Consider the following 23,252-nt stretch of genomic DNA (forward strand, 5'->3'; position numbering starts at 1 on the left):
GCAAGAGAACATCGTGAATTTTAGCCGCATTTCCTTATGATCCAGACAATTGCCGACCCTTCCCAATACCCGTTCGAATGGATAGATGTGACAGACCCCGATGATGAGGAATTAAAGCAGATCAGGGGAAAATACGCATTACATGGGTCCTCGATCAGGGATTGGCAGCAACCCGACCATTTGCCCAAATATGAAGATGTGGGAACCTACGTGTTCATCATATTCAGAATGCACAGTGAGAACGTGGGGACCGAGGCCGACACCGTCACTGAGCTGACCAACAAACTGGCGATTTTCATGACCAAGGACCGGGTGATCACCATGCACAAAAAGGACTGGGGCGCGCCGGAAATTATCCGAAAACAGCAAGTCGATCAACATTCGTGCGAGGATACGGTACACCTGGTGAATGAGATTATTAAAAGCTGCATTGCCACCTACGAGGCGCCGTCGCTGAAGTTGACGAAGGATATTGAATACTACGAGGAAAATATGTTTCTCAAAAACCGCAAAGCGTCGCTTTTGAAAGGCCTGTACTACCTCAGAAGAAGGGTCGAGGTAACGCGGCGTATTTTAATGCTTTCCCACGAAATTGTAGACAAAGTGGACGCGCCGGGCCATTCCAACACCTACACGCGCGACACACGGGACCTTTATGTGAAGCTGCACAACATTTACGACACGCTGTTTGAGAATATGAACCACCTGGTGATGGTGTATTTCTCGATTTCCTCGCAACGTACCAATGAGATCGTACGCGTGCTCACGGTGTTTTCAGTGTTTTTCATGCCACTCACGTTTATTGTCGGTATCTACGGGATGAACTTCGATTTTATGCCCGAATTGAGACTAAAATGGGGTTATCCGGGCGTGATGATCCTGATGGGTGGGATCACTTTCGGGATTTATGTATGGTTTAAACGGCGCGGATGGCTGTAAAAGGTGGCATAAATGCTTTTAACCTCTATTTTTGCCTCCCTATTGTCCTGTATTTATGAACCGAACCTTTACCAGACACGCATTCTCGTCGTTAGCGCCATTTTGCCTTGCTCTTTTGCTCCCATTCGGCATTTTGGCCGCCATTCCAAAGGCGCCAACCACGCTGGTCGCGGTGGCTGCTTCCGCAAGCCAGATTAACCTCGGCTGGCTGGATCTTGCCACGGACGAAACCGGTTTCGAAGTAGAACAGTCGACGGATGGGACGAAATTTGTGAAAATCGCCGATCTGGCTGCCAATACCATCACTTACCAGAACAGATCGCTGAAATCGGGTACCAAATACTGGTACCGTGTACGGGCCAGGAATGCTTCCGGTGCGTCGGGCTATTCCAACATAGCCAACGCCACAACGCTGGTGATCATTACCATCCCGAAAGCACCATCGGCACTTGTCGCGAATGCGGCTTCTTCCTCTCAGATTAATGTAAGCTGGACAGACAATGCGAACGACGAAACGGGTTTCGAACTGGAACGCTCCACGGATGCATTGTCATTTACCAAAATTGCCGAGCTCGGACCAAACGTAACGACGTATCAACATACAGGTCTGGCGCCCGCAACGCGCTACTGGTACCGCGTGCTCGCGAAGAATGCCGCCGGGAAATCGGCCTATTCCAATATCGCCAGTGCTACCACCCGGCAGGTGGTGCCTGGCGCGCCTTCGGGCCTGACAGCCACAGCTGTTTCGGTTTCTCAAATCGACCTGAAATGGGCCGATAATGCCGACAACGAAAGCGGCTATCAGGTAGAACGCTCGCAAAACGGGACTACTTTTACTAAGATCGCCGAGATTGCGGCTAATGCGACCACTTACCAGAGCACCGGTCTGGCCCCTGCGACTAACTATTCTTATCGTGTGCGGGCTGTCAATGCGGTCGGAGCGTCGGCATACAGCAATATCGCTTCGGCCAAAACGCAGAACGTTCCGGTGCCCGACGCGCCGACAAACCTGACGGCCGTTCCCACCGCGCCGGACCTGATCCAGCTACGTTGGGCGAAACCTACGGGTAATGCCTCCGAAATCGTGATTGAACGTGCGAAAGGTGAAGGCAGCTTTGCCCAGATCGCCAAAGTGGCTGTGACTATCCTGCAATATGAAGACCGCACCGAGCTGGAAGCCGCCGATTATTTTTACCGCATTAAAGCCGTGAATGCAGGCGGGGAATCGCCTTACAGCCTGCTCGCGATCGTGCGCGCGACTTCGATCATTACGGCAGTAGAAACCCCGCAAGACCAGCATTTGATATATATGGCGGGGCGGACGCTTGTAGTCGATCTCAACCGTACAACAGAGGCGAAGGTGTCGGTGTACGACCTTGCGGGCAGGGTACATGAGGTAAAGAAAATCAGGCAGGAGGGGAGCATGGACCTTAGCCGGCTTCCGGCGGGTATTTATGTGGTTGTAACCGATACGGGTAAAGAAGTAATATCGAAGCGAGTATTCCTTTATTGATATATCCTGAACCTAAATTTACTGACCTCTATGAAATGCTTTGCTGCGAAGCCGTTTCCGGGCTTCCCTTTCCTCGCGCTTGCCCTGTGCCTGCTCATTTCCGGCGCCGTTTCGGCCCAAAAGAAGAAAAAATACATCGTGAATGCCTACGTGGGCGGGTTCCGCGGACTAGCGAACGTGGAAGAAATCGATGCTGAAAAACTGACGCACATCAACTACGCATTTGTGAATGTGCAGGACAGCATGGCCGTGCTTACCAACCTGGCGACGGATTCCACCAATTTCAGAAAACTGAATGCGCTCAAAAAGAAGAACCCGGACCTGAAAATTGTGATTTCGATCGGCGGATGGGCATGGAGCGAAAACTTTTCGGATGCGGTACTGACGGAATCTTCCCGCTTGAAATTTGCGAAATCCAGCGTCGATATCGTTCGGCAGTACGACCTCGACGGTGTGGACATCGACTGGGAGTATCCGGGTATGCGGGGCGAGGAAGGGAATATCTATCGACCGGAGGACAAACAGAATTTTACATTGATGTTCAAAGCATTGCGCGATGAGTTGAACTTGCTTGAAAAAGAAAAGGGCAAAAAATACCTGCTTACGACGGCCGTGGGCGGTTCGAAATCTTTTATCGAGCACACTGAAATGGCCCTGGCGCAGGTGTACCTCGATTACGTGCTGATTATGACCTATGACTACGGTGGTCGTAACGGCACGGTTGGGCACCATACCAATCTCTACGACTATGATCCGTCGGGTGAAGGTTCGTCTGCCGACCGGTCGGTGAAGAATTTCATCGCTGCGGGCGTGCCTGCGAGCAAAATCGGGCTTGGTGCGGCATTCTACGGCAAAGGCTGGGAGGCGGAAACGGCTGAAAACCACGGCTTGGGTGCCAGACGCGTCAAATCGGTGCAGGGAGGCGGTTATACCAAACTGAAAGACACGCTCATCGATCAGAACGGCTACAAGAAGTACTATGATAAAAAGGCCAAAGCGCCTTACCTGTTCAACGATTCCACCAAAGTACTCATCACCTATGAAGACGAGAAGTCGGTCAAAGGGAAATGCAAGTATGTTAAAAAGAACAAGTTGGCTGGTATTTTCTTCTGGGAGTATTTCAATGACCCGAAAGAATACCTGATCAATGAAATACACAAAAACCTCGACTAGCGCGCTACCAGCCGCAGCAAATCGTCCCTGGTCAATGATTTGAGAATATCGGAATCGGTTTTGATCAGATCATTGGCCAGGTCTTTCTTCGTTTCCTGCAATTCCATGATTTTTTCCTCGATCGTGTCGGGGCATATCAGCCGTACGGCGATCACATGCTTGTCCTGACCAATGCGGTGTGAACGGTCGATAGCCTGGTTTTCGACGGCGGGGTTCCACCATGGGTCAATCAGGTACACGTAATCCGCCTCGGTAAGGTTGAGGCCCGTACCGCCGGCTTTCATCGAGATCAGGAACACGCGCACATCGGGATTGGTCTGGAAATTCTCCACCTTTGCGGCCCTGTCGCGCGACTGGCCGGTGAGGTATTCGTAGCCGATTCCGCGGCTTTCCAGTTCGGGGCGGATAAGGTCGAGCATGGATACGAACTGCGAGAATACCAGGATCTTATGCTGCGGTGCTTTGCTTTCGATCTGCTCTACGAGGGTGTCGATCTTGGCGGAGGCATTGCCGTAGAACTTATCGTCGCGAAGTAGTGCGGGCGAGTCGCAGATCTGGCGCAACTTGGTCAGTCCTTGCAGCACATGCAGTTGCGTGCGCTTGATGTCGCCTTCGCTGGTGGTGTTGAGGTAAATATAAAATTCCAGCTCGTACGCATTGTATACACGCCGCTGCTCTTCGCCCATTTCGCAGTAGATCACCATTTCCGTTTTTTCGGGCAGCTCCGAGGCAACCTGTTGCTTGGTGCGCCGCAGGATGAACGGACTCACGCGCTTTTGCAACTCCACGGCCCGCTCGGCATCTTTGAAGCGGTCGATAGGGACGGAGAAATGGTTACGGAACTGTGTTTTGTTACCCAACAGGCCGGGGCAGGCGAATGAAAGCTGCCCGTACAGGTCGAAAGTATTGTTTTCCACCGGCGTACCCGTCATGACAATGCGGTTGCGCGCATGGAGCAGCCTGACGGCCTTGTAACGCTGAGATTCCGGGTTTTTGATGGTCTGCGATTCGTCGAGGATAATGTAGTTGAAATGGTATTTCTTCAAAAAATTTACATCCGAGAGCAGCGTGCCATAAGAAGTCAGGATGATTTCATAATTGTCAAAATCCGCAGTATCCTTCACGCGATCGGAGCCGTAAATGGTGAGCATCCGGATGTCCGGCGCGAACCTGGCTACCTCGGCCTGCCAGTTGAAAACCAGTGAAGTAGGCACGATAATGAGGTTGGTGTTCCGTACCTGTTTTTTTCTTTGTAATAAAATGAATGCGATGATCTGCAAGGTTTTACCCAAGCCCATATCATCCGCCAGGCAGCCGCCGAAGTTGAAATCGTCGAGGAAATTAAGCCAGTTCAGGCCTTGTTTCTGATAGCCTCGCAGGGTCGCCTTCAACTTTTTAGGCACCGGCACCGGCTTGATCGATTCAAAATCTGTGAACTTCGACTCGTAAAATGCAATCTGCTCCTGCGCCTCGCGGTCGAGCATTTCGGCGTCGTACATTTCGTGTACCGCGGCGAAACTGATTTTCGGGGTATGGATTTCCTCGCCCACGATTTCGCCCACTTCGAAGAATTTGGCAAACTTTTCGAGCCACTGGTCCGGCAGGATACCTAATGTGCCGTCGCCCAGTTCTACGTATTTATTGCGGTTTTTGGCTGCTTTATGCAGGTTTTTCAGGGTCACTTTCTGCGAACCGAACTGCACGGTGGCCGTGGTATTGAACCAGTTGATGCCGCTGTGGACGTGGATCGAAACCTTCGCCTTGTGTAGGTTGAGGCGGTTTTTGGTAATCTGGTTAAAACCGAGAATGGTGATGCCCTGGTTTTTCCATTCATCGAATGCGTCGGGAAACCAGTTTTCGTCCAGGAACCGGCTGCGATGAAGGTAAAAGAAATGTTTGTCCTCGATGCCTTCTTCGAGCTGGTACTCGAAATCCGGGTGCTGGCGCATCATGGCGGCCATGTAGCGCAGCTCTTCCTCCTGATCGCGTTTCACAACGAACGGGTTGCCGTGCCCGTCAACGGAGTAAATGTCGTTTTTGGTGTATAGCGGCACTTCTACGGCACCGTACTTTACGACCGGGGTAATAAGCACGTAGTCGCCCACATCTTCCAGGTAGATAATCTTCTCCACGCGCCCGTCGAAACCCTGTTCCTCGCGTTGCGCAGGCGTTGCGGGCTTCACGTACGTGTACGAGATGCGTATGCGCGGGGGCAATTTCGCGAGCAGGTTCTGACGGAAGTCCTCGAACTTGGTTTCGTGGATGTAAATGCGCTGGTTGTGTTGCCTGAAAAAGTAAAGTACTTTCAGAACGTCCTCGCTTTCAATTAAATGCAGCGAGTCTTTATACAACACAAAATAGTCATAGCGGATTTCAACATTTTCCAGGTCGAGATGAACACTGTCGATGATCAACTGGCCGGAAATACGGAAGAACGGGTCTTTTTTATCGATCGTCAGATGCACGTCCACATCGGACTGCGCCAGCTTGACAGGCACAAGCGAGCCCGCGTTGATATTATCGGAGATCAGCTGATTATGGTAGTAAAAATCCAGCTTCTCCGGGTTTTTGAGCACGGCGCGAAGTCCGGCGAGATCGGTTTCCGGGTTTTTCTTCCTGAAATTATTGCCGAACGACGCAATGGCCGTGTAGAATCGCGAAAGATCGTGGTCTTGCGTTTTCCAGAGTTGTTCCAGTGGGTTAAGCGCCGTGAAAGGATTTTTCAACTTGCCTTCCCGCGTTACGGGCGCCTCATACATTTCGAGGAAAAAATGGTCGTAGTACTTGTTGAGGCCAATGGCGACGATGGTACGGGTATTCGCGTCGGCGGGTTTGGACTCGGGTAAATGCCGGGCGGGGTCCGAAAAGAGCTGGTCCTGCATGGCCGAAACAGCGGCCTGGCTGATCGGGATAAGCTCTTTGATCAGCGGCTGCACGCGCAGCTCGCGGTTCACATATTCGATCGTAAAATATTGGCTCAGGTCGGGTTCGGTTTCCATGCCGTAGTCGGCGGCAAGGGCACGCAGGCGGTCATTGCGGATGTTTTTGTCAAAAAATGCGCGGAAATCCCTGCGGTTCATGATGTTGTAAAGTACCTGTACCTGGTGTTCGCAGAGCTTGCGTTTGGGCCGCGAGCATTCACAGTAGAGGTTCACCATCCGGTCATTCTGCTTCACCACCACCTTGTAAGCCTCACCGCCCCATTGAATGCGGAATGCGGCGTAATCCACCACCATGTCGTCGGGCTGGATCTCGAAATAGCCGCGGCGCTCGGTAGCAGGCATGTCGGCGCTATGGTTGAGAATGTGCGTGGTGGAGAGCTCGGCGAGGTTAAAATCCAGGAAAATATAGTTATGCTGGCTCGGCGCGGCCCCTCCGGCTGGTTCATTCTTGTTCATATGGCAAATTAACCAACTGCGCTACGTTTGGCACCATTATTTTGCAAAATTTGCGTTAATGAAAAATCTGACCTGCTTCCGTTTCTTCACGCCTGCCATTCTCGTTATACTACTGATTGCCGCCCCTGCACGGGCGCAAGACGTCAAAACCGATACATTGAAAGTGCTACCGGCCGACACGGTTGCCGCTCCCCAGCCGGATACGGCCATTATATCTTCGCCTGTGCTGATCGACACCATCCGGTACCGGCTCATCGGCGACGGCAATTTTACCAAAGGGAATGTGAATCGCAGCCTAATGGTCCTCCGCGCAGAGCTTATTTTCAGCGGACCGGTGATCAACATCGCTACCAATCCGCGATTTACCTATGGAAAACAGAATGGCGTACTGGCTGAGCGCGACACTTATGTAGACTTGTTTGTGGATGTTTTTAAAAAGCGCAAGACCTACGTTTTCGGGCTCGCCGCATTGGAAACCAGCAATCTGCGCCGCATCGATTTGCGGCAAATGGCCGGTGCGGGAATCGGGTACCGGGTCATCAAAACGAAAGCACACGACCTTAGCCTCACCGATGCGCTGCTTTACGAATCGACCAACTTTTTTGAAAAAGCAACAGTGACTACCATCCGGAACTCGTTTCGGGTCAAGGGAAAGCATTCATTTCTGTCGGATAAATTCCGTTTCAATCACCTCACATTCATTCAGCCCGCATTGAACGATCTTTCGAATGTGCGCTGGAACACAATCCTTTCTGCTGAAATGCCGCTCAACAAATGGGTAACGCTCAGGACGAGCTTTGAAAACTCTTACGAAAGCGTAGTCGAGGTCGGACGCAAGCGAAACGACTCGCGGATTACTTTTGGGATTTCAGTAGGAAATAAATAGACGATTCCGATAATGGGATTGTCAGGGAGAGCGGTGCGGAATGCTGTCCATATGGTCAGTACATTATATCTGTCCAAAATGTGCTTTACTAAGTATTCACTACATTCCCAATCGAGCAATGAGAAATCAACAGGACAATCGCCGTGACTTCCTGCGTAATTCGCTTTATTCAGCCGCCGGCCTGGCGATGTTTCCGCAACTGACCCCTAATGCGTACGGTTCTATCAAAACCGAGATTGCCGACGGCCCTGTTTTCGCACCCGTACCTGCGTCCCGCATCAAGTTTGCGGTGATAGGCATGAACCACGGCCATATTTACGGACAGGTGGAGGCGGTAACGCGCGGCGGCGGGGAGCTGGTTTCATTTTTTGCCAAAGAACCGGACCTGACAGCTGCATTTGCGAAACGTTATCCGAACGCAAAGCAGGCCAAGTCGGAGGCGGAAATCCTCGACGACAAATCGATACAACTCGTACTCAGCTCGGGCATACCCGACGAGCGCGGGCCCCTGGGCGTGCGTGTGATGAAGGCGGGAAAGGATTATATGGTCGACAAACCGGGCCTTACCACCCTCGAACAGCTTGCCGAAGTGCGCAAAGTGCAGAAGGAAACCAAGCGCATTTACTCGATTATGTACAGCGAGCGACTCGAAAACCGCGCGACCGTAAAGGCTGGTGAGCTGGTTAAGCAGGGCATTATCGGCAAAGTGGTGCAAACGATCGGCTTAGGCCCGCACCGGATGAGTGCGAACACCCGCCCCGAATGGTTTTTCGACAAAAAGCGCTTCGGTGGTATCATATGCGACATTGCTTCGCACCAGTTTGACCAATATTTGTTCTTCACCAATTCTACCAAGGCGCAAGTGGTAGCCTCGCAGGTAGGTAATGTAAACCACCCGCAGTATCCCAAATTCGAGGATTTCGGTGATGCCATGCTGCGTGGTAATGGAGGCTCGGGCTATATCCGTGTCGACTGGTTTACACCCGACGGCCTGAAAACCTGGGGCGACGGCCGTCTGACCGTGCTCGGTACCGAAGGTTTTATCGAGATTCGCAAGAACATCGATATCGGCGGCCGCGAAGGCGGTAACCACCTTTTTGTAGTGAATAACAAAGAAACGACTTACGTCGATTGCAGCCAGGTAGAGTTGCCTTATGGCCGCCAGCTTGTGGACGACGTGCTGAACCGCACCGAAACGGCCATGTCGCAGGAGTATTGCTTCCTGGCGACGGAATTGTGCCTGAAAGCGCAGAAGAATGCGCAGAACGTTTCGGTGATAAGCTAACGCGACAATCCCGTTCCTGACCACTTTGCAAAACACTTCACAAACTATGATACGCAGACTGATTTTCATTTTCGGGTTAATGGGCGCCCAGGCGGGTTTCGCGCAGGGCCCTGTGAGCAATGTCGACCGTGATATTGTCTTCAAGTCGGTGAATGTGATCCCGATGGACCGAGAGAAGGTTTTGAAGGATCAGACGGTGGTGGTCAGGAACGGAAAAATTGTTTCCATTGGTACGAATGCCAAAACTGCCGGCGACGCGCTGGTGGTGGATGCCAAAGGTAAATACCTCGTGCCCGGCTGGTCGGAAATGCACGCACACGTGCCTGCGATCGACGATTTCGGTCCGATGAAGGATGTGCTTACATTGTATCTGGCCAACGGCATTACCACGATCCGCGGCATGCTCGGTAATGCCAGGCATCTCGAACTCCGGGAAAAAGTGCGGAGCGGGGAAGTGCTGGGACCGAATTTCTACACTACCGGCCCCGCATTCAGCGGGCAAACCGTGAAAACGGCTGCACGGGGCATTGAAATGGTGAAGGAAGAAAAGGCAGCCGGCTACGATTACCTGAAACTGCTTCCGGGACTCACGAAAGAGACTTTTCCCGGCATTGCCAAAACCTCCAGAGAGCTGGGTATCGGTATGGTAGGCCACGTTTCGTTCGCTGTCGGAGTTTGGGCTGCAATAGATGCGGGGTATTCATCGATCGACCACCTCGACGGGTTTGTGGAGGCCATCGTGCCCGGTACCGACACGCTGGCAGAGCAGGAAACCGGCCTTTTCGGCTCCTGGATCGCCTATGCAGCCGATACTACCCGCATTCCGAAGCTGATCAAGGGTTTGAAAGACAAAAACATCCGCGTTGTGCCGACCCAGGCCATTGCGGAGCGCTGGCTTTCCCCGCTACCTGCGTCAGCTTATGAAAATGACCCGGAATGGAAGTACATGACGGCCGAGGAAAAGAAGAACTGGCTGAATGCCAAGAGCAGTTACGTTAACAATCCTAAATTCAACAAAGAGCGGGCGGAGGCATTTGTCGATATTCGCCGCAAACTGATTCTGGCTTGTCAAAAAGGCGGTGTGCAGCTCATGCTCGGTTGCGACGCGCCGCAGGTGTTGAATGTGCCTGGTTTCGCTACCCATCACGAATTAAAATACCTCGTCGATGCCGGACTGACACCCTACGAGGCATTGAAAACGGGTACGGTAAATGTGGCGGGTTATCTGAACAAACCCAACTCAGGCTCTATCAAGACCGGTAACGTGTCCGATCTGGTGCTACTTGCTGCCAATCCGCTCGAAAACATTGGTAATACCAAAACCATTGAGGGTGTCATGATCGGCACGAAGTGGCTTCCCAAAACCTTCCTGGACAGCGAGCTAAAAAAGATCGAGAAGTAGCCGCTATTCTTCGTAAATCATTTTGCGCGTCATACCGCCGTCGATGATCAGATTGGTACCGGTGATGAAGTCGTTTTCGGGGGCGGTCAGGTACAGACACGCCCTGGCAATGTCGTCGGGCTTACCTACGCGGCCCGCCGGGTGCTGGGCGTGATCCGAGGCTTTCAGCTGATTGTAATCGCCGGTTTCGATCCACCCGGGACTGATCGCATTCACGGTAATGCGGTCGGGGCCGAGCGAGATAGCCAATGCGTGGGTTAATGCCAGGATGCCTCCTTTGGAAGCCGCATATGCCTCCGTATTTGGCTCGGACATCAGCGCGCGCGTGGACGCTATGTTCACGATCGCGCCCTTGCCCTGCGCACGCATCACCTGCGCAGCCTCACGTGCGCAAAGAAAGCTACCCCGCAGATTGGTATTCAACACATAGTCCCAGTCTTCGACGCTAAGCTCAAAAGGGGATTTCGTGCGGCCTAAACCTGCATTGTTGATCAGCACGTCGATTCTTCCAAATGACGCTTTTACCTGTTCAATACCCCGCACAATTTCATCGGGATTGGTCAGGTCAATGACCAGGGAGTTGGCTTGAAGGCCTTCATTTTCCAATGTTTCCTGCACGGCCCGTAACCCATCCGGATCGCGGTCCCATAGCGCTACACTTGCGCCTCGCCGGGCATAATGGGTTGCTACCACGCTGCCGATGCCGTTTCCGGCACCGGTCACGATTACTACTTTGTGTTGATAGTCGCTCATAATCAGGATAATGCTTTGAAGTCTTTCTCGGACAACCGGATATTTCCTCCCTGCAAGTTTTCTTCCAGGTGTTTCAGTGAGCTAGTTCCCGGAATCAGCAGGATATTCGGTGCGCGCTGGAGCAGCCAGGCCAGTGCGATCTGTGCCGTGGTGGCCTGGTGTTTCTCGGCGATGCCTGAGATTTTGTGCTTCAATTTCTCGGGCCCTGACGCAAGCGGGTACCACGGTATGAAAGCCATTCCACGGTTTATCGTGTAATCCAGCACATCTTCCCACCTCCGGTTACCCAGATTGTAAAGATTTTGAACTGACACGATCGGTACCGTCTTCTCTGCGCGTTTGACCTGCTCCACATCCACTTCCGATAATCCGACATGCCGGATCTTGCCCGCTTTGACCGCATCCACCACCGGCCCAAGGGTTTCCTCGACCGGGAAACGCGAGTCGATGCGATGCAGCTGCCACAAGTCGATTACCTCTTTTTTCAATCTTTTAAGGCTTCCGTCAATGGCCTGCCGGATGTGCTCGGGATGGCCATTGACGCGCCATTGGTTTGGGCCGGTGCGCTCAAATCCACCTTTTGTAGCAATGAGAAGGTCTGCGGGATAGGGCGAAAGCGCGTCGGCGATGAGTGTTTCGTTGGTATGGGGTCCGTAGGAATCGGCGGTATCGATGAAATTGACGCCTGCTTCCACTGCTGCGCGAAGCACTTTCTTCGCATTTTCGCGGTCGGGCGCATCGCCCCAAACTCCCTGGCCGGTCAGTTGCATACCGCCATAACCCAGCCGGTTGATCTCTATTTCCCCGGCAATCCTGAATGAACCGGCATGTTGATGATAGTTACTCATATTGATTTGTAGTTAAAAATCGCTTCATAGGAAACTGCGGAATGTAGCTTTTCATTCAAGGAAGGAGGGATGTGAGGCATACTCATTTTTCACAAAGCAAATGTCACGCCAGGCCGGAAGCGTGGTATCGGGCGACAAAACTTTGGCACGGTTTTGTTCTTTTCAGCTTAAAACCAAACATCATCAACAAATGGAAACCACAGTATTTGAAACCCGCTCCAGGGAATTGGTCGACGACATCAAGGAGATTGTAAAAGTGAAGGGTATCAACCTGACGGACGCGCTTGAAGAGGCTGGAATATCCCGGAAATCGTCTGACAGGATACTGAACAAAGGGGTGATGCCGACGCTATCCGAATTTCTGGCCTTATGTCAGATTTCGGGTATAACTTTTCATTTGCCTTACGTGGAGACGACCAATAGTCCGATGTAACGCTATCCGACTTCAAAATTGAAGTCGCCATTCATCACCAGCCGCGCGTCGATCGGGTCGGGGCTGCCGGGGATTTGAAGGCCTTTGATTTTGGCGGTTTTACCTTTGCTAAGCAAGTCGAATACGTGTTTGTCGGTCAGTTTTTTGCCGAGGAACTCAAAAGGTATTTTAAAACCGCAAGCCTGGAAATTGCTGCATCCGTAAGCTGTTTTGCCCTTTTTTAAAAGGTGCTCCTTACATTTGGGGCAATGAAGGGCTTCGATCGGGACCTCTTCTTTAGGTTCCCGGGGCTTGCGCTCTTTTTTAGGCTTTTCCTCTTTCTCCACGACCGCCGGCGCTTCCTCGATAATGGTGATGGACCGCGCACGTTCGTTTTTAACTTCGTGCGTGAGTTTTACGACCATTTCAATCAATTCCTGCTTGAAAGTGTCCATGGCGTATTCGCCCTTTTCGATCAGGCGGAGCTTACGTTCCCAGTGGCCGGTGAGTTCGGCACTTTTGAGCAGTTCGTTCTGAATGGTGTCGATCAGGTCGATGCCGGTTTGGGTCGCAAAGACGTTCTTCTTTTTCTTTTCGATGTATTTACGTTTGAAGAGCGTCTCAATGATGTTGGCACGTGTCGACGGGCGGCCTATCCCGTTGTCTTTCATTAATTCCCGCATTTCCTCGTCCTCGACTTGCTTCCCGGCGGTTTCCATGGCGCGTAGCAAAGTGGCCTCGGTGTAGGCTTTCGGCGGGGAGGTTTTGCCCTGGTGCACGCGTGGTTCGTGCGGACCGCGTTCACCTACCTCGAAAATCGGCATTACTTTTTCCTCTTCGGCTTCTTTTTTGGCGGCATTGTCGTTCACGTACAATTCCCGCCAGCCTAGTTCGAGGATTTGCTTGCCAGTAGCTTTGAATTCCACCTGTCCGACCATTCCGAGCACGGTCGTATTGGATACCTTACATTCAGGGTAAAAAACGGCGATAAAACGCCTGGTGATCAGATCGTAAATGCGCTTTTCGTCCTGGCCGATATGCACAGGCAGCACGCCCGTAGGGATAATCGCATGGTGATCGGTTACCTTCTTGTCGTCGAAAACGTTTTTCGACTTGGGGATCGGCAGGTTAGCAAGCAGCGGGGCCGTGTACTGGCTGTAATAGGTCAGCTCCCGCAGGATTCCCTCCATTTTCGGGTGCAAATCTTCCGAAAGGTAAGTGGTATCTACGCGCGGGTAAGTGACGAATTTCTTTTCGTAGAGGTTTTGAATATGTTTCAAAGTGTCCTCTGCCGAATAGCCGTATTTTTTATTCGCCTCGACTTGCAATGAGGTAAGGTCGAAAAGCCTGGGATTGCCTTCTTTTCCTTCCTTCTTTTCAAAAGCGGTTATCTCAAAATCGTGCTGTTGCAGGTAAGCCAGGCCTTTATTGGCTTTTTCGACATTTTTGATGCGATCGATTGTCGCGGTAAACTCCGTTTCGCGGTAGATCGTTTTCAGCTCCCAGTATTCTTCCGAAACAAATGCATCTATTTCCTTTTGTCGCTGGACGATCAGCGCGAGGGTGGGGGTCTGCACGCGTCCGATGGACAATACGGCTTTTCCACCACCGAATTTTTTGGTAAAGAGGCGCGTCGCATTCATTCCGAGTAGCCAGTCGCCAATCGCGCGGGCGCTGCCGGCCGCGTACAGGTTGTCGTACTGGCTGCCTTCGCGGAGTTTGTCGAAGCCCTCGCGGATAGCCTGTTCGGTAAGCGACGAGATCCACAGCCGCTTGACAGGCACAGTGCATTTTGCTTTCAGCAGTACCCAGCGCTGGATCAGCTCACCTTCCTGGCCTGCGTCACCACAGTTGATCACCTCTTCACAATTGCGCACGAGCGTTTCGATGACGCCGAACTGCCGCATGGCGCCTTCATTATCTATCAGTTTGATCCCGAAACTGGAAGGGATCATGGGCAGGTCTTCCAGCCGCCATGATTTCCAGCGCTCGGTATAGTCGTGGGGCTCTTTTAATGTGCAGAAATGGCCGAAAGTCCAGGTTACCTGATAGCCGTTACCTTCGTAATAGCCGTCGCGGCGCTGGCCTGCGCCGATCACTGCTGCAATATCTTTGGCAACGCTGGGTTTTTCCGCAATGCAAACTTTCATAGGTTCCTTTCCGCGGTCGCTGTTTTTCCGACCGGTGTGTCTGTTGTCGCTCCCTTTGAGGGCTGCAAAGATGGTCATTTTTGTCCAGACTTCCCGCCGTCACTCCTTCGATTTGCCTTCCTGCCGGCGGGTAAAAGGATGTGTGAAGGGCCAATTCTGACCGAATAATCAATCGAGAGAAAAAATTTTTAAAAATTTTTCAAAAAAATTTCGCGGTTTTTAGGTTCTGCGGATCAATTCTTCTGCGATTTTGGGTATTGGTAGAATCCACTCCAAATTTAATTTGGTTTTGAGTGGTTGGCTTAGAATAAAATAGAAGTGTTTAATGGCGCTTAACAATAAGGTAATATAAGCGCCCGGCGGTGCGAAATGTTATGGGGTCGAAAAAACGGATATTTGGCGATTTTTAATTTTTCAATCTTTGAATAGTTATATGAATGATACTGTATGAAGCGGGCTTTGTGTCGATTATTGGTGTTGTATTATTCTGCTATCAAGTGCGTTGAACGTTTGTTTTCAGAATATTGTATTATATTTGTACTCGAAATACGAATGAGAACACAAGCAAAACACAAAACACTATTACCAATGAAAAATGCAAAAAACCTGCTAGCCGTTGCTTTGGTAGCAATCACTAGCGCAGCTTATGCCAACAACAATTCTACATATACAGTTGAAGAAAAAACCAAAGTAGCAGTTGTTAACAACACATTGCCCGCTACGGCACCAGTCCTGGAAAGCCCAGCGCCGCAAAAAGTGAAAAATACGCCTGACACCAATTATAGCGCAGCTCAAAAAGCCGCTATCGTAGGCCTCCAATTGAAAAGTGTAACTACGAAGTAAGTGATTGAACCTCATGGGGTTCGGTTAAGATTGATTGATGGTTTAAAAAGGGAGAAGATTTTCTCCCTTTTTTTGTTGGCAGTGGCTTAATATCGGATAGGAAGTAAAAAAGGAAATCCCGATATTTGGGGTATGTTTGAGATAGACCTTACCGATATGCTTGACATGCAACCCGTATTTGACAGGTTGTATGAAAAACGCGACCAGATTAAGAACAGTCGCCCCATTCCTGGTTCCGCTCTTGTGAAGATCAGGGAGGGGCTTGCTTTGGAATGGACCTATAACAGCAATAGTATCGAGGGCAACACGCTTAGTTTACGAGAAACGCAACTGGTGTTGCAGGAGGGCATTACCATTAAAGGGAAGTCACTACGGGAGCATTTTGAAGCGCATAACCATGAGAAGGCGATCCAGTACCTGTATGGCCTGGTGAGCCCGGATTATGCCATGCGGAGTATCGACATCCTTTCGCTGCACGGGCTGGTGTTGCGGTCCATCGAAGATGATTTCGCGGGCCGCATACGCGACGCGGGCGTACGTATTGTGGGCGCGAACTTTACACCGCCTAATGCCCGGAAGGTACCAGACCTGCTCGACCAGCTAATCGGATTCATCAATGAGAACCCGATGGGCTTGAATGACATACTTCTGGCTACTGTTTTTCACCATCGCCTGGTTTGGATCCATCCTTTTTTTGATGGAAATGGGCGGACGGTGCGGCTGGCGATGAACCTTTTGCTCATGCGTGCCGGGTTTCCACCGGCTATCATTCTTAAAAATGACAGGAAGAAGTATTATGAAGCTTTGAACCAGGCCAACAAGGGCTCGTACCAAAAGCTCGGGGTTTTGATGACCCAGGCTTTGGAACGTAGTTTGAATATTTACCTCAATGCTTTGCCGGGTTATGAGTATGAATATGAGCCGATTGTGCGCATTGTGGAGGAGCCGGAAGTACCTTACGGGCAGGAGTATGTGAGCCTGCTGGCACGCCAGGGGAAGATTGACGCCTATAAAGAAGGGAATGTCTGGTATACTACGCGGGAGGCGGTGAAGGATTATGTAGAAAACAGAAAGCGGAAACGCTAGCTGCGGCCGCAGGCCTTGAAATAGTGGGGGCGAAGCCGGAGCTTCGCCCTGTTTTACCTAAAAAAGCTTCCGATAGAGATCATGAGCAGCAACGACTCCTCTTTGGAAGTTCCCGCACTGATATTGAATGCAAATTGCTCGCGGAACGGCGTGACGTAAAACCCGCCGCCATAGCCCTGATGCCAGTAATTGGCACCGTCGGGGTCATTTTTGGCCCAAACTCTTCCTACATCATAAAATGCCCGCACACCCATTTTCAGCGGGACGAAGGTATTCCGGGTTTCGGTGAGCTGCCAGCGCAGTTCGGTGTTGAGAAATCCTTTCGATTCCCCTGTGAAACGATTGCGCTTGAAACCGCGGAGGTCGTTGAGCTGGCCGAGCGAGAAAAGTTTGTAGAATGGCAGCTGACCTTTCGCGATGCCTCCACCGAGCCGGAGACCAAGTGTGAGCGGGTTTTTGCTACGGTTGGACAGGTATTGCTCTATTTCAAGTTCCGAGATTGAAGCCAGGCCGTTGCGCGATTGCGAGACGTGGCCGGCCTGCTGGGTTAGCTGCACACGAAAGCCGCGTTCGGGTAATGCGGCGCGGTCGCGGAAGTCGAGGTTAAGAATACCTTTTGCGAAGATTAAATGCAACTGCTCCACGCCGAAGATATCCGGGCGGTCGGCCAGGTAGCTGTTGTTTCTTTGAATGCCCTCGGCAAGCTCGTAACTTCCCGTAACTTCGATTTTGCTCTGTTTCCAGAACTGGCGGAGTAACCCGGCAGAAACCGCAAACGAGTTGTATTGTGTACGGTAGTAGTTGGAAGGCAGGTCGTTGTTTTTGGGGGTATTATTACCTACTCCGAAAAAGAAGTTGTAGTTGAGTGGCCGTGACAAAGTCACCTGCGAAATGCCGTCCCATTTGCCCAACAGCTGCCGGAACTGGTTGTTGTAACTGAATTCATAATTTCCTTTCACGCTTACCGATGCACTGAGCGAATGCTTTGCGGCGAAATCCGGCTTGCCGAAACGCTGGCGCGTGAAGGTAACTCCTCCATGGACGGCGAAGCCCACGAAGGGGTTGTAAGTAAGCAATGCAATCGGCAGATAGGTATTGTATTTGAATGCATTGCGGTCGTATTCGTAATAGCGCTCGTCCACCGGTTTTACTTCGCGCGCTTCACTGCCGAGTTCGTGATGTGGGTTGGGATCTTTTTCATAAACAAGGGTTTGTTTATCTCCTTTGCGTACATCGGAGCGGTCGGAAATGAAATCGTCGCCGCCACCGCTAATAATGCGCACGAGAATCGATCGCTCCGATTTTCCCTGAATATCGAAAACATCGTCGCCGCCCAGCCCATTCAGCCTGATTTCACGGGTTTCGGCAGGATCGAAAACCCGATGGTAGTATGTTTTCGAGGTGTCGGCCTGCCGGCTCTGTTTGAAAACGTCATGGACAGTGACTGTTACCTGCCCGTTCTTTTCCCGTATTACCTTAAAATATTCAGCCTTGTTGGACCCCACGACATCCACTTCCCTCGCCAGCAGCGTGTAATATTCGGCTGCGTACTTTGGAAGGTCGCCGATGCGCGCTTTCAGTTTCCGCTCGATTTCGCGGCCATCTTTTTCATAGATCTCCGAAGGCATGTTATGCACCGCGGCCGTGATGTCCTGTTCCTGAATAGTATGCTGGATTTCCGAAGCGGCTTTTATCCAATCCGCCCGGGTGAGTTCGCTGCCGACGAAGCGGTCGAGGTGCCGCGCCTGCCACATAAGGCTGCGGAGGCCATGAATGCGTTCGGCGAAGTTTTCGCCGTTCGGCATGCCCCATTCGCGGTCGGCGAGCCAGGGAATGATGCCGTCCCAACGCGAGAATGCATGGTCGCGGTCGCGAGGGATAGGGCGGTAGAGCTCGCCGTCGGCGGTTTTGTACCCCGCCCATTTCCAGTTGTCTTCGTGCTTGCTCCAATCACCGATCCAGAGGTCGAACATACGTGCCCGGGCGAATTCGGCCTTGTCGACCCGGTTGTCGTGATCGTGGTAGAGTTTGTTGAACAGTTTGAAGCTTTTTTCAATGTCTTTGGCACCGGCAAATACTTTCGATTTGGATATTTTATCGGTCGGCCGCTCTTCCAGCATGCCGAAAAGGTTGCCGAACTGCTCTTTAAATGCGCCTAATTTGTTGTCTTTGGGTAATACGAACAGTTCGGGGCTGGCGTGCAGAATACCGATTTTGTCGAGCAACGGCGCTACCGCCATGGCGCCGTAGGGCTGCTGGGTGGAGGTTTGGTCTTTGAGTACCTGCGAAACGACGGTCCCGCGCAGCTCATATGCGAGCGCGCGAAAAGGGTCCTTGTCCACCGAGCGGAAAACGTATTCTTTCCCATTGCCTGCGATGAGTTTGAGTGAAGTTGTCTGCCGCCCGCCACCTTTTCCGGCGATGACCAGCCCGCCGAAAGTCGTATCCATGTCCAGGTAAGGGACTTTAACAGGCACGGTCCACGAATCCCGGTAATGTTTTCCAAACCATTTTTCCTTGAAGCGCTTGCTGGCATATTCGCTTCCTGCTGCCACGGTGGCGGGTTCGGGGCGCGGCGTATCCATTTTATCGGAAGGCTTGATTACCGGGTTACAGGGCTGGAAGAGCGTGTTGGCGATGCCTTTGTCGGCACTACTTTCGCAGGCTGACGCGAAAAGCTGGCCGGTTTCCGTTTTCGAAACCCCGGTCGCATTCACCAGCCAGTGTTGATAGCCCACATGGCCATTAGCAGAATAAGTTATTTCAATAAAACCGGCTGATGATGAGGTTAATGCGGATTTGCTGCTATGGGCGATGAACGAGCCACCGGCGATCCCGCCGCTGTTGATCAGGAAATTATTGTCCTTCCGTACAACCGATTGGTTGCGTTCGTGCGCTGAGGCAAGAATCACGGAGCTATAATCCTGCAACACGCCATTCAGTTTGTAACGGAATAAGCTAAGGTTGGTATTCGAAATATCGCGGTTAGTACCGATGTTTTGCCGGAAACCGACCAGTGCGCTGCCTACGAGCGGAGGGGAGAGATAGGACGCTGCCGAAAATCGTCCGCCATAATTTCCCAGCGATTCGATGGGGAAATGGGAGAGTAAGAGCACGTTTTTGCCGGTTGTTTCGTCGAGAATACCTTCCAGCTCTTCTACAAAGTTGTCGGTGTCGGCAATGGTGCAGGCGTCCGACGAAGGTTTGGGCTTGTCGTAGGGGTGGTTCCACCATTGGGAGTTGATCACGACCACTTCCAGTGCCGGGAAAGAAACCGTCCACGGGCCTGGGCAACCGTGGCCCAAAAACACCTGAAAACGCTGGTGCTTTTCACGGTCGAGCGCTTTTTCCAGCGCCGTTACCCGCTGCCAGCCCTCTTTACCGGAGCTGAGCCATTCGAGGTCGCCCTGATTGAGAAGCATATGCAGCTCCGGATTGCGGTCGAGCAGCGCATTGGCCTTTCTTTTCCAGTCGCTGACCTGTTCGACGGTCATTTGCTCGGGAAAGGCGTCGCCGTTGAGTACCCAGAGCAGCGGCCCCGGTTTGGTAGCCAGGTAATTTTCAATGATGGGGAAAATGGCGCCCGGATTTTCAAAATCGGCCGTGTTGCCTGTGAGTATCACTTTGAAATCGGCGGCGCACAGATTGCAAGCTGCCAAAAGGATAAGAAGAACGGAGGCTGCGAGACATTTCGCGCAGATTTTGAGTCCGTTACGGGTGCTTGGTAGAAGTATAGTCAAGGTACAGAAACGTTGCGTGTAAAAACCTTGACAATTTAAGAGGAATCGCGACGGATTGAAATGGCTTGTCCAACGGAAATGTTGGAAAAATGTATTGCCTTGCGGTTTTTTTATACCTTACATTTTAAAACCTCTATTGCAATGCCGTTTTCCAAGCTACCCATGAAGCTGTTGCTCATTGAAGATGAGCCTAACGTGATATCCCTGATCCAGCGCAGTCTTACCGCCAATGGCCACGAAATCACGATCGCCATGGACGGGCAATCGGGGCTGCAAATGGCTTTGCAACATCAGTTTGACGTCATTATTCTGGACCTGATGATTCCGGTCATCAACGGTATGGAAGTGTGCCGCCGTGCGCGCCAGGCGCAGGTAACCACGCCGATCCTGATGCTGACAGCGCTTGGTACGACCGAAAACATTGTGTCGGGCCTCGATGCTGGTGCGGACGATTATATGACCAAGCCTTTCAAACTGGCTGAGCTGGAAGCGCGGCTGCGCTCGCTGATCCGCCGCGGTAAGGAGCCGGAAAAAGAGAAAAACGATAAAATACTGACGCTGGGCGACCTCGTGCTCGATAAGGTAACGAAGACGGTTAAACGCGGAGGGCAACCGATTGAGCTGACAGCCACGGAGTTCCGCCTTTTGGAATACCTCCTTTCGAATACCAACCGTGTGCTGAACAGAATGGAAATCCTGGAAAATGTGTGGGATATTAATTTCAATCTGGGGACAAATGTGGTGGATGTGTATATCAATTATCTCCGGAAGAAAATCGATAAAAACCATGATATCAAACTGATACACACTGTGTTCGGGATGGGGTATGTGGTCCGTCAGTCTTATGAAGATACAAAGTAAGATAGCCCTGATTTTTACGGCATTGTCGGCGGGTATCATCGTCGCATTGAGCGTATTCGTCTATTTTTTTGCCTCCGAAAGTATTGCTACGAGTTTTTTTCACCGCCTCGAAGTGCGGTCGGATATTGTGGGGCATGCCGCCTTGCAGGAGAACAAATCCCTGACATCTATTTATTACGATATCAAAGAGCGGCATTTGGGTAGTTTGCCCTACGAGAAGCACCGCATTTTGCCCGATCCACCCGACGAGGCGACCAAAAAGCGGCTCGCCTTACCGTCGTCGTTCTACGAACCGGCACAGACCGATATTCCGGCCAGGTTTTTCAATCACGACACCTCTTATGTAGTGCTTCGCGTGGCGCGCGACAACAGGAAGGTCATGGTCGTGTCGTCCGCGCTCGACACTTACGGAATGCAGGAAATGAAGAATTTGAAAAATCTGTTGGTGATCGGTTTTTTCATCGCGATGATGTTTGTGTTCACTTTCGGGAAGCTGTTTTCTAATGAGATTTTCAAGCCGATCCGTCGCATTATACGCAATGTAAAGGGTATTAACGCCCATAACCTGCATCAGCGGCTTGTAGTGGAACCGACGGATGACGACGTGGAAGCACTTTCAAGAACTTTCAACGATATGCTCGACCGGCTGGAAGTGACTTTTGAAATGCAGAACAATTTTGTCAGTAATGCATCGCACGAGTTCCGTACACCACTGACAGTCGTAAGCGGGGAGGCCGAGCTGGGTATGTCGATGCCCGGTCTGCCTGATGCTGCCAAGGAATCGTTTTTGAATATTTACAAAGAGGTCGAGAAGCTGGAACACCTGACTAACAGCATGCTTAGCCTGGCCCAAACCGGTTTTGACGGGAAGAAAGAGCAATGGGAGGAGGTACGGATCGACGAACTGATCCTTTCCGTAAAGGAGGCGGCCGACCGTATTATTCTTGAAAATCAGGTAGCGATCGATTTCGATAACCTGCCCGACGACGAATGCAAGCTCACCGTGAACGGGAACCTGGCATTGCTGAAAGCCGCCTTTTCCAATATTGTGCTCAATAGCTGCAAATATTCCGATAACAAGCCGGTGACTGTCAAGATCAGCGCCGACTCTAAATATGTGATCGTTGAGATCACCGATCAGGGCATTGGTATTCCCGACCGGGAAATAGGGCAGATATTCGTTCCGTTTTTCAGGGCCTCCAATACGGCTTCTTACAAAGGTTACGGGATTGGTTTGCCGCTGACGCACAATATCATACGCATGCACCAGGGGAAGGCCGATGTGCAGAGCCGGGTAGGAGAAGGGACGCGCTTCACCACATACCTGCCTTTCAAATATTTTTAACGGCTCTTATTTCATTTTAATATTCTTACCTCATTCTAATAAGTCTCTCACTACATTATAATGCAGCTCTTAAACAGGGCTAATGTCTCCGCCGTAACATTGCATTGTTGATTGATTATCAACGCATTGTTAACTTAAAAGACGGCATTAATATGAGAACAGTGGTGGTACCAACGGACTTTACAAATGAAGGCATTCAGATTGCCGAAGCCATTGTGAGAGATATCCGCGACGAAGTGCGCGTGGTCTTTACACACCTTTTTCACGTGGCCGACGACATCCAGGATTTGCTTTTTTCCACATACCGCGAAAAAGAATATGAACTTGTTCCGGAGGAGTTCTGGCAGGAATGCAGAATGCTCAAAGATACCTATCCGGAACTGGCCAGCATCAAGATCGACTTCTTCTACGGCAACAAGCTTGCGCTGCTGAAAAATTTCCTGGAATACTACGAAACCGATTACATCGCTTATTCCGGGCAATACGGCATTCCCAAACTGACACGGAGCAGTTTGGATGCTTTGCCGGTGTTGAAAAAGACAGGCTACACGATGATCAATGCCGACATGGTGCGCGCTTCGTCGCTGGCCGACAGCTACCGGTAGGCTATTTTGACTT

17 protein-coding genes are annotated in these 23,252 nt (G+C 51.3%); 12 read left to right on the forward strand and 5 right to left on the reverse strand.

The genetic code is table 11. The features are described from left to right. The first annotated feature begins 36 nt into the window (after positions 1-36). From J7619_RS19120 to J7619_RS19130, 3 genes are read left to right on the forward strand one after another with little or no spacing between them, the layout of a single operon-like run. The gene (locus J7619_RS19120) at positions 37-939 is read left to right on the forward strand and encodes a CorA family divalent cation transporter (RefSeq protein WP_291202115.1); all 903 of its coding nucleotides are present in this window, start codon (positions 37-39) and stop codon (positions 937-939) included. A gap of 55 nt (positions 940-994) precedes the next feature. After that, on the forward strand, positions 995-2,452 hold the full coding sequence (locus J7619_RS19125) for a fibronectin type III domain-containing protein (protein ID WP_291202117.1): 1,458 nt from the start codon (positions 995-997) through the stop codon (positions 2,450-2,452). A 30-nt stretch (positions 2,453-2,482) separates the two neighbouring features. Then, positions 2,483-3,625 carry a glycoside hydrolase family 18 protein gene (locus J7619_RS19130; RefSeq protein ID WP_291202119.1) on the forward strand — a complete coding sequence of 381 codons (1,143 nt, stop codon included), beginning with the start codon at positions 2,483-2,485 and terminating at the stop codon, positions 3,623-3,625. Here the strand turns inward: J7619_RS19130 and J7619_RS19135 are convergent. Continuing rightward, a complete protein-coding gene (locus J7619_RS19135) occupies positions 3,622-7,023 on the reverse strand; it encodes a DEAD/DEAH box helicase (protein ID WP_291202121.1) in 3,402 nt (1,133 codons plus the stop codon). The genes J7619_RS19130 and J7619_RS19135 overlap by 4 nt on opposite strands. A gap of 58 nt (positions 7,024-7,081) precedes the next feature. Here J7619_RS19135 and J7619_RS19140 point away from each other — a divergent pair, with 58 nt between their 5' ends. The 3 genes from J7619_RS19140 to J7619_RS19150 all read left to right on the forward strand — a co-directional run bounded on the left by J7619_RS19140 (position 7,082) and on the right by J7619_RS19150 (position 10,596). Then, positions 7,082-7,909 carry a DUF481 domain-containing protein gene (locus J7619_RS19140; protein ID WP_291202123.1) on the forward strand — a complete coding sequence of 276 codons (828 nt, stop codon included), beginning with the start codon at positions 7,082-7,084 and terminating at the stop codon, positions 7,907-7,909. 118 nt (positions 7,910-8,027) lie between these two features. Continuing rightward, a complete protein-coding gene (locus tag J7619_RS19145) occupies positions 8,028-9,194 on the forward strand; it encodes a Gfo/Idh/MocA family protein (RefSeq protein ID WP_291202125.1) in 1,167 nt (388 codons plus the stop codon). Positions 9,195-9,240: 46 nt separating this feature from the next. Further along, complete coding sequence (locus J7619_RS19150; protein WP_291202128.1) at positions 9,241-10,596, forward strand: amidohydrolase family protein; 1,356 nt, start codon at positions 9,241-9,243, stop codon at positions 10,594-10,596. Between the two features lie 3 nt (positions 10,597-10,599). Here the strand turns inward: J7619_RS19150 and J7619_RS19155 are convergent, their stop codons facing one another. Further along, positions 10,600-11,349, reverse strand: coding sequence for an SDR family NAD(P)-dependent oxidoreductase (locus J7619_RS19155; RefSeq protein WP_291202130.1), 750 nt, complete (start codon positions 11,347-11,349; stop codon positions 10,600-10,602). Between the two features lie 2 nt (positions 11,350-11,351). Then, complete coding sequence (locus J7619_RS19160) at positions 11,352-12,197, reverse strand: aldo/keto reductase (RefSeq protein ID WP_291202132.1); 846 nt, start codon at positions 12,195-12,197, stop codon at positions 11,352-11,354. A gap of 190 nt (positions 12,198-12,387) precedes the next feature. Between J7619_RS19160 and J7619_RS19165 the strand changes: the two genes are divergently transcribed. Further along, the gene (locus J7619_RS19165; protein ID WP_291202135.1) at positions 12,388-12,630 is read left to right on the forward strand and encodes a transcriptional regulator; all 243 of its coding nucleotides are present in this window, start codon (positions 12,388-12,390) and stop codon (positions 12,628-12,630) included. A gap of 2 nt (positions 12,631-12,632) precedes the next feature. Here J7619_RS19165 and J7619_RS19170 read toward each other — a convergent pair whose 3' ends face one another. Then, complete coding sequence (locus J7619_RS19170; protein WP_291202138.1) at positions 12,633-14,837, reverse strand: type IA DNA topoisomerase; 2,205 nt, start codon at positions 14,835-14,837, stop codon at positions 12,633-12,635. A 474-nt stretch (positions 14,838-15,311) separates the two neighbouring features. On the opposite strand from J7619_RS19170, the gene J7619_RS19175 reads away from it, so the two are divergent. Together J7619_RS19175 and J7619_RS19180 are read left to right on the forward strand one after the other, a co-directional pair. Further along, positions 15,312-15,602 (forward strand): hypothetical protein, encoded by a 291-nt coding sequence (locus tag J7619_RS19175; RefSeq protein ID WP_291202141.1) that lies wholly within the window; start codon positions 15,312-15,314, stop codon positions 15,600-15,602. Positions 15,603-15,734: 132 nt separating this feature from the next. Continuing rightward, positions 15,735-16,688, forward strand: a complete 954-nt coding sequence (locus J7619_RS19180) for a Fic family protein (protein ID WP_291202144.1) — start codon at positions 15,735-15,737, stop codon at positions 16,686-16,688. 53 nt (positions 16,689-16,741) lie between these two features. Here the strand turns inward: J7619_RS19180 and J7619_RS19185 are convergent, their stop codons facing one another. Then, complete coding sequence (locus J7619_RS19185) at positions 16,742-20,428, reverse strand: BamA/TamA family outer membrane protein (RefSeq protein ID WP_291202147.1); 3,687 nt, start codon at positions 20,426-20,428, stop codon at positions 16,742-16,744. 141 nt (positions 20,429-20,569) lie between these two features. On the opposite strand from J7619_RS19185, the gene J7619_RS19190 reads away from it, so the two are divergent. From J7619_RS19190 to J7619_RS19200, 3 genes are all read left to right on the forward strand, one after another. Beyond that, positions 20,570-21,289, forward strand: a complete 720-nt coding sequence (locus J7619_RS19190; protein ID WP_409012749.1) for a response regulator transcription factor — start codon at positions 20,570-20,572, stop codon at positions 21,287-21,289. Further along, positions 21,273-22,634, forward strand: a complete 1,362-nt coding sequence (locus tag J7619_RS19195) for a HAMP domain-containing sensor histidine kinase (RefSeq protein ID WP_291202150.1) — start codon at positions 21,273-21,275, stop codon at positions 22,632-22,634. Before J7619_RS19190 ends, J7619_RS19195 begins: the two co-directional genes overlap by 17 nt. A gap of 152 nt (positions 22,635-22,786) precedes the next feature. Next, positions 22,787-23,239: a hypothetical protein gene (locus J7619_RS19200; protein ID WP_291202153.1), complete on the forward strand. Its 453-nt coding sequence runs from the start codon at positions 22,787-22,789 to the stop codon at positions 23,237-23,239. Positions 23,240-23,252: the final 13 nt, after the last annotated feature.

The sequence above is a fragment of the Dyadobacter sp. genome (assembly GCF_017744695.1).
GTDB lineage: Bacteria > Bacteroidota > Bacteroidia > Cytophagales > Spirosomataceae > Dyadobacter.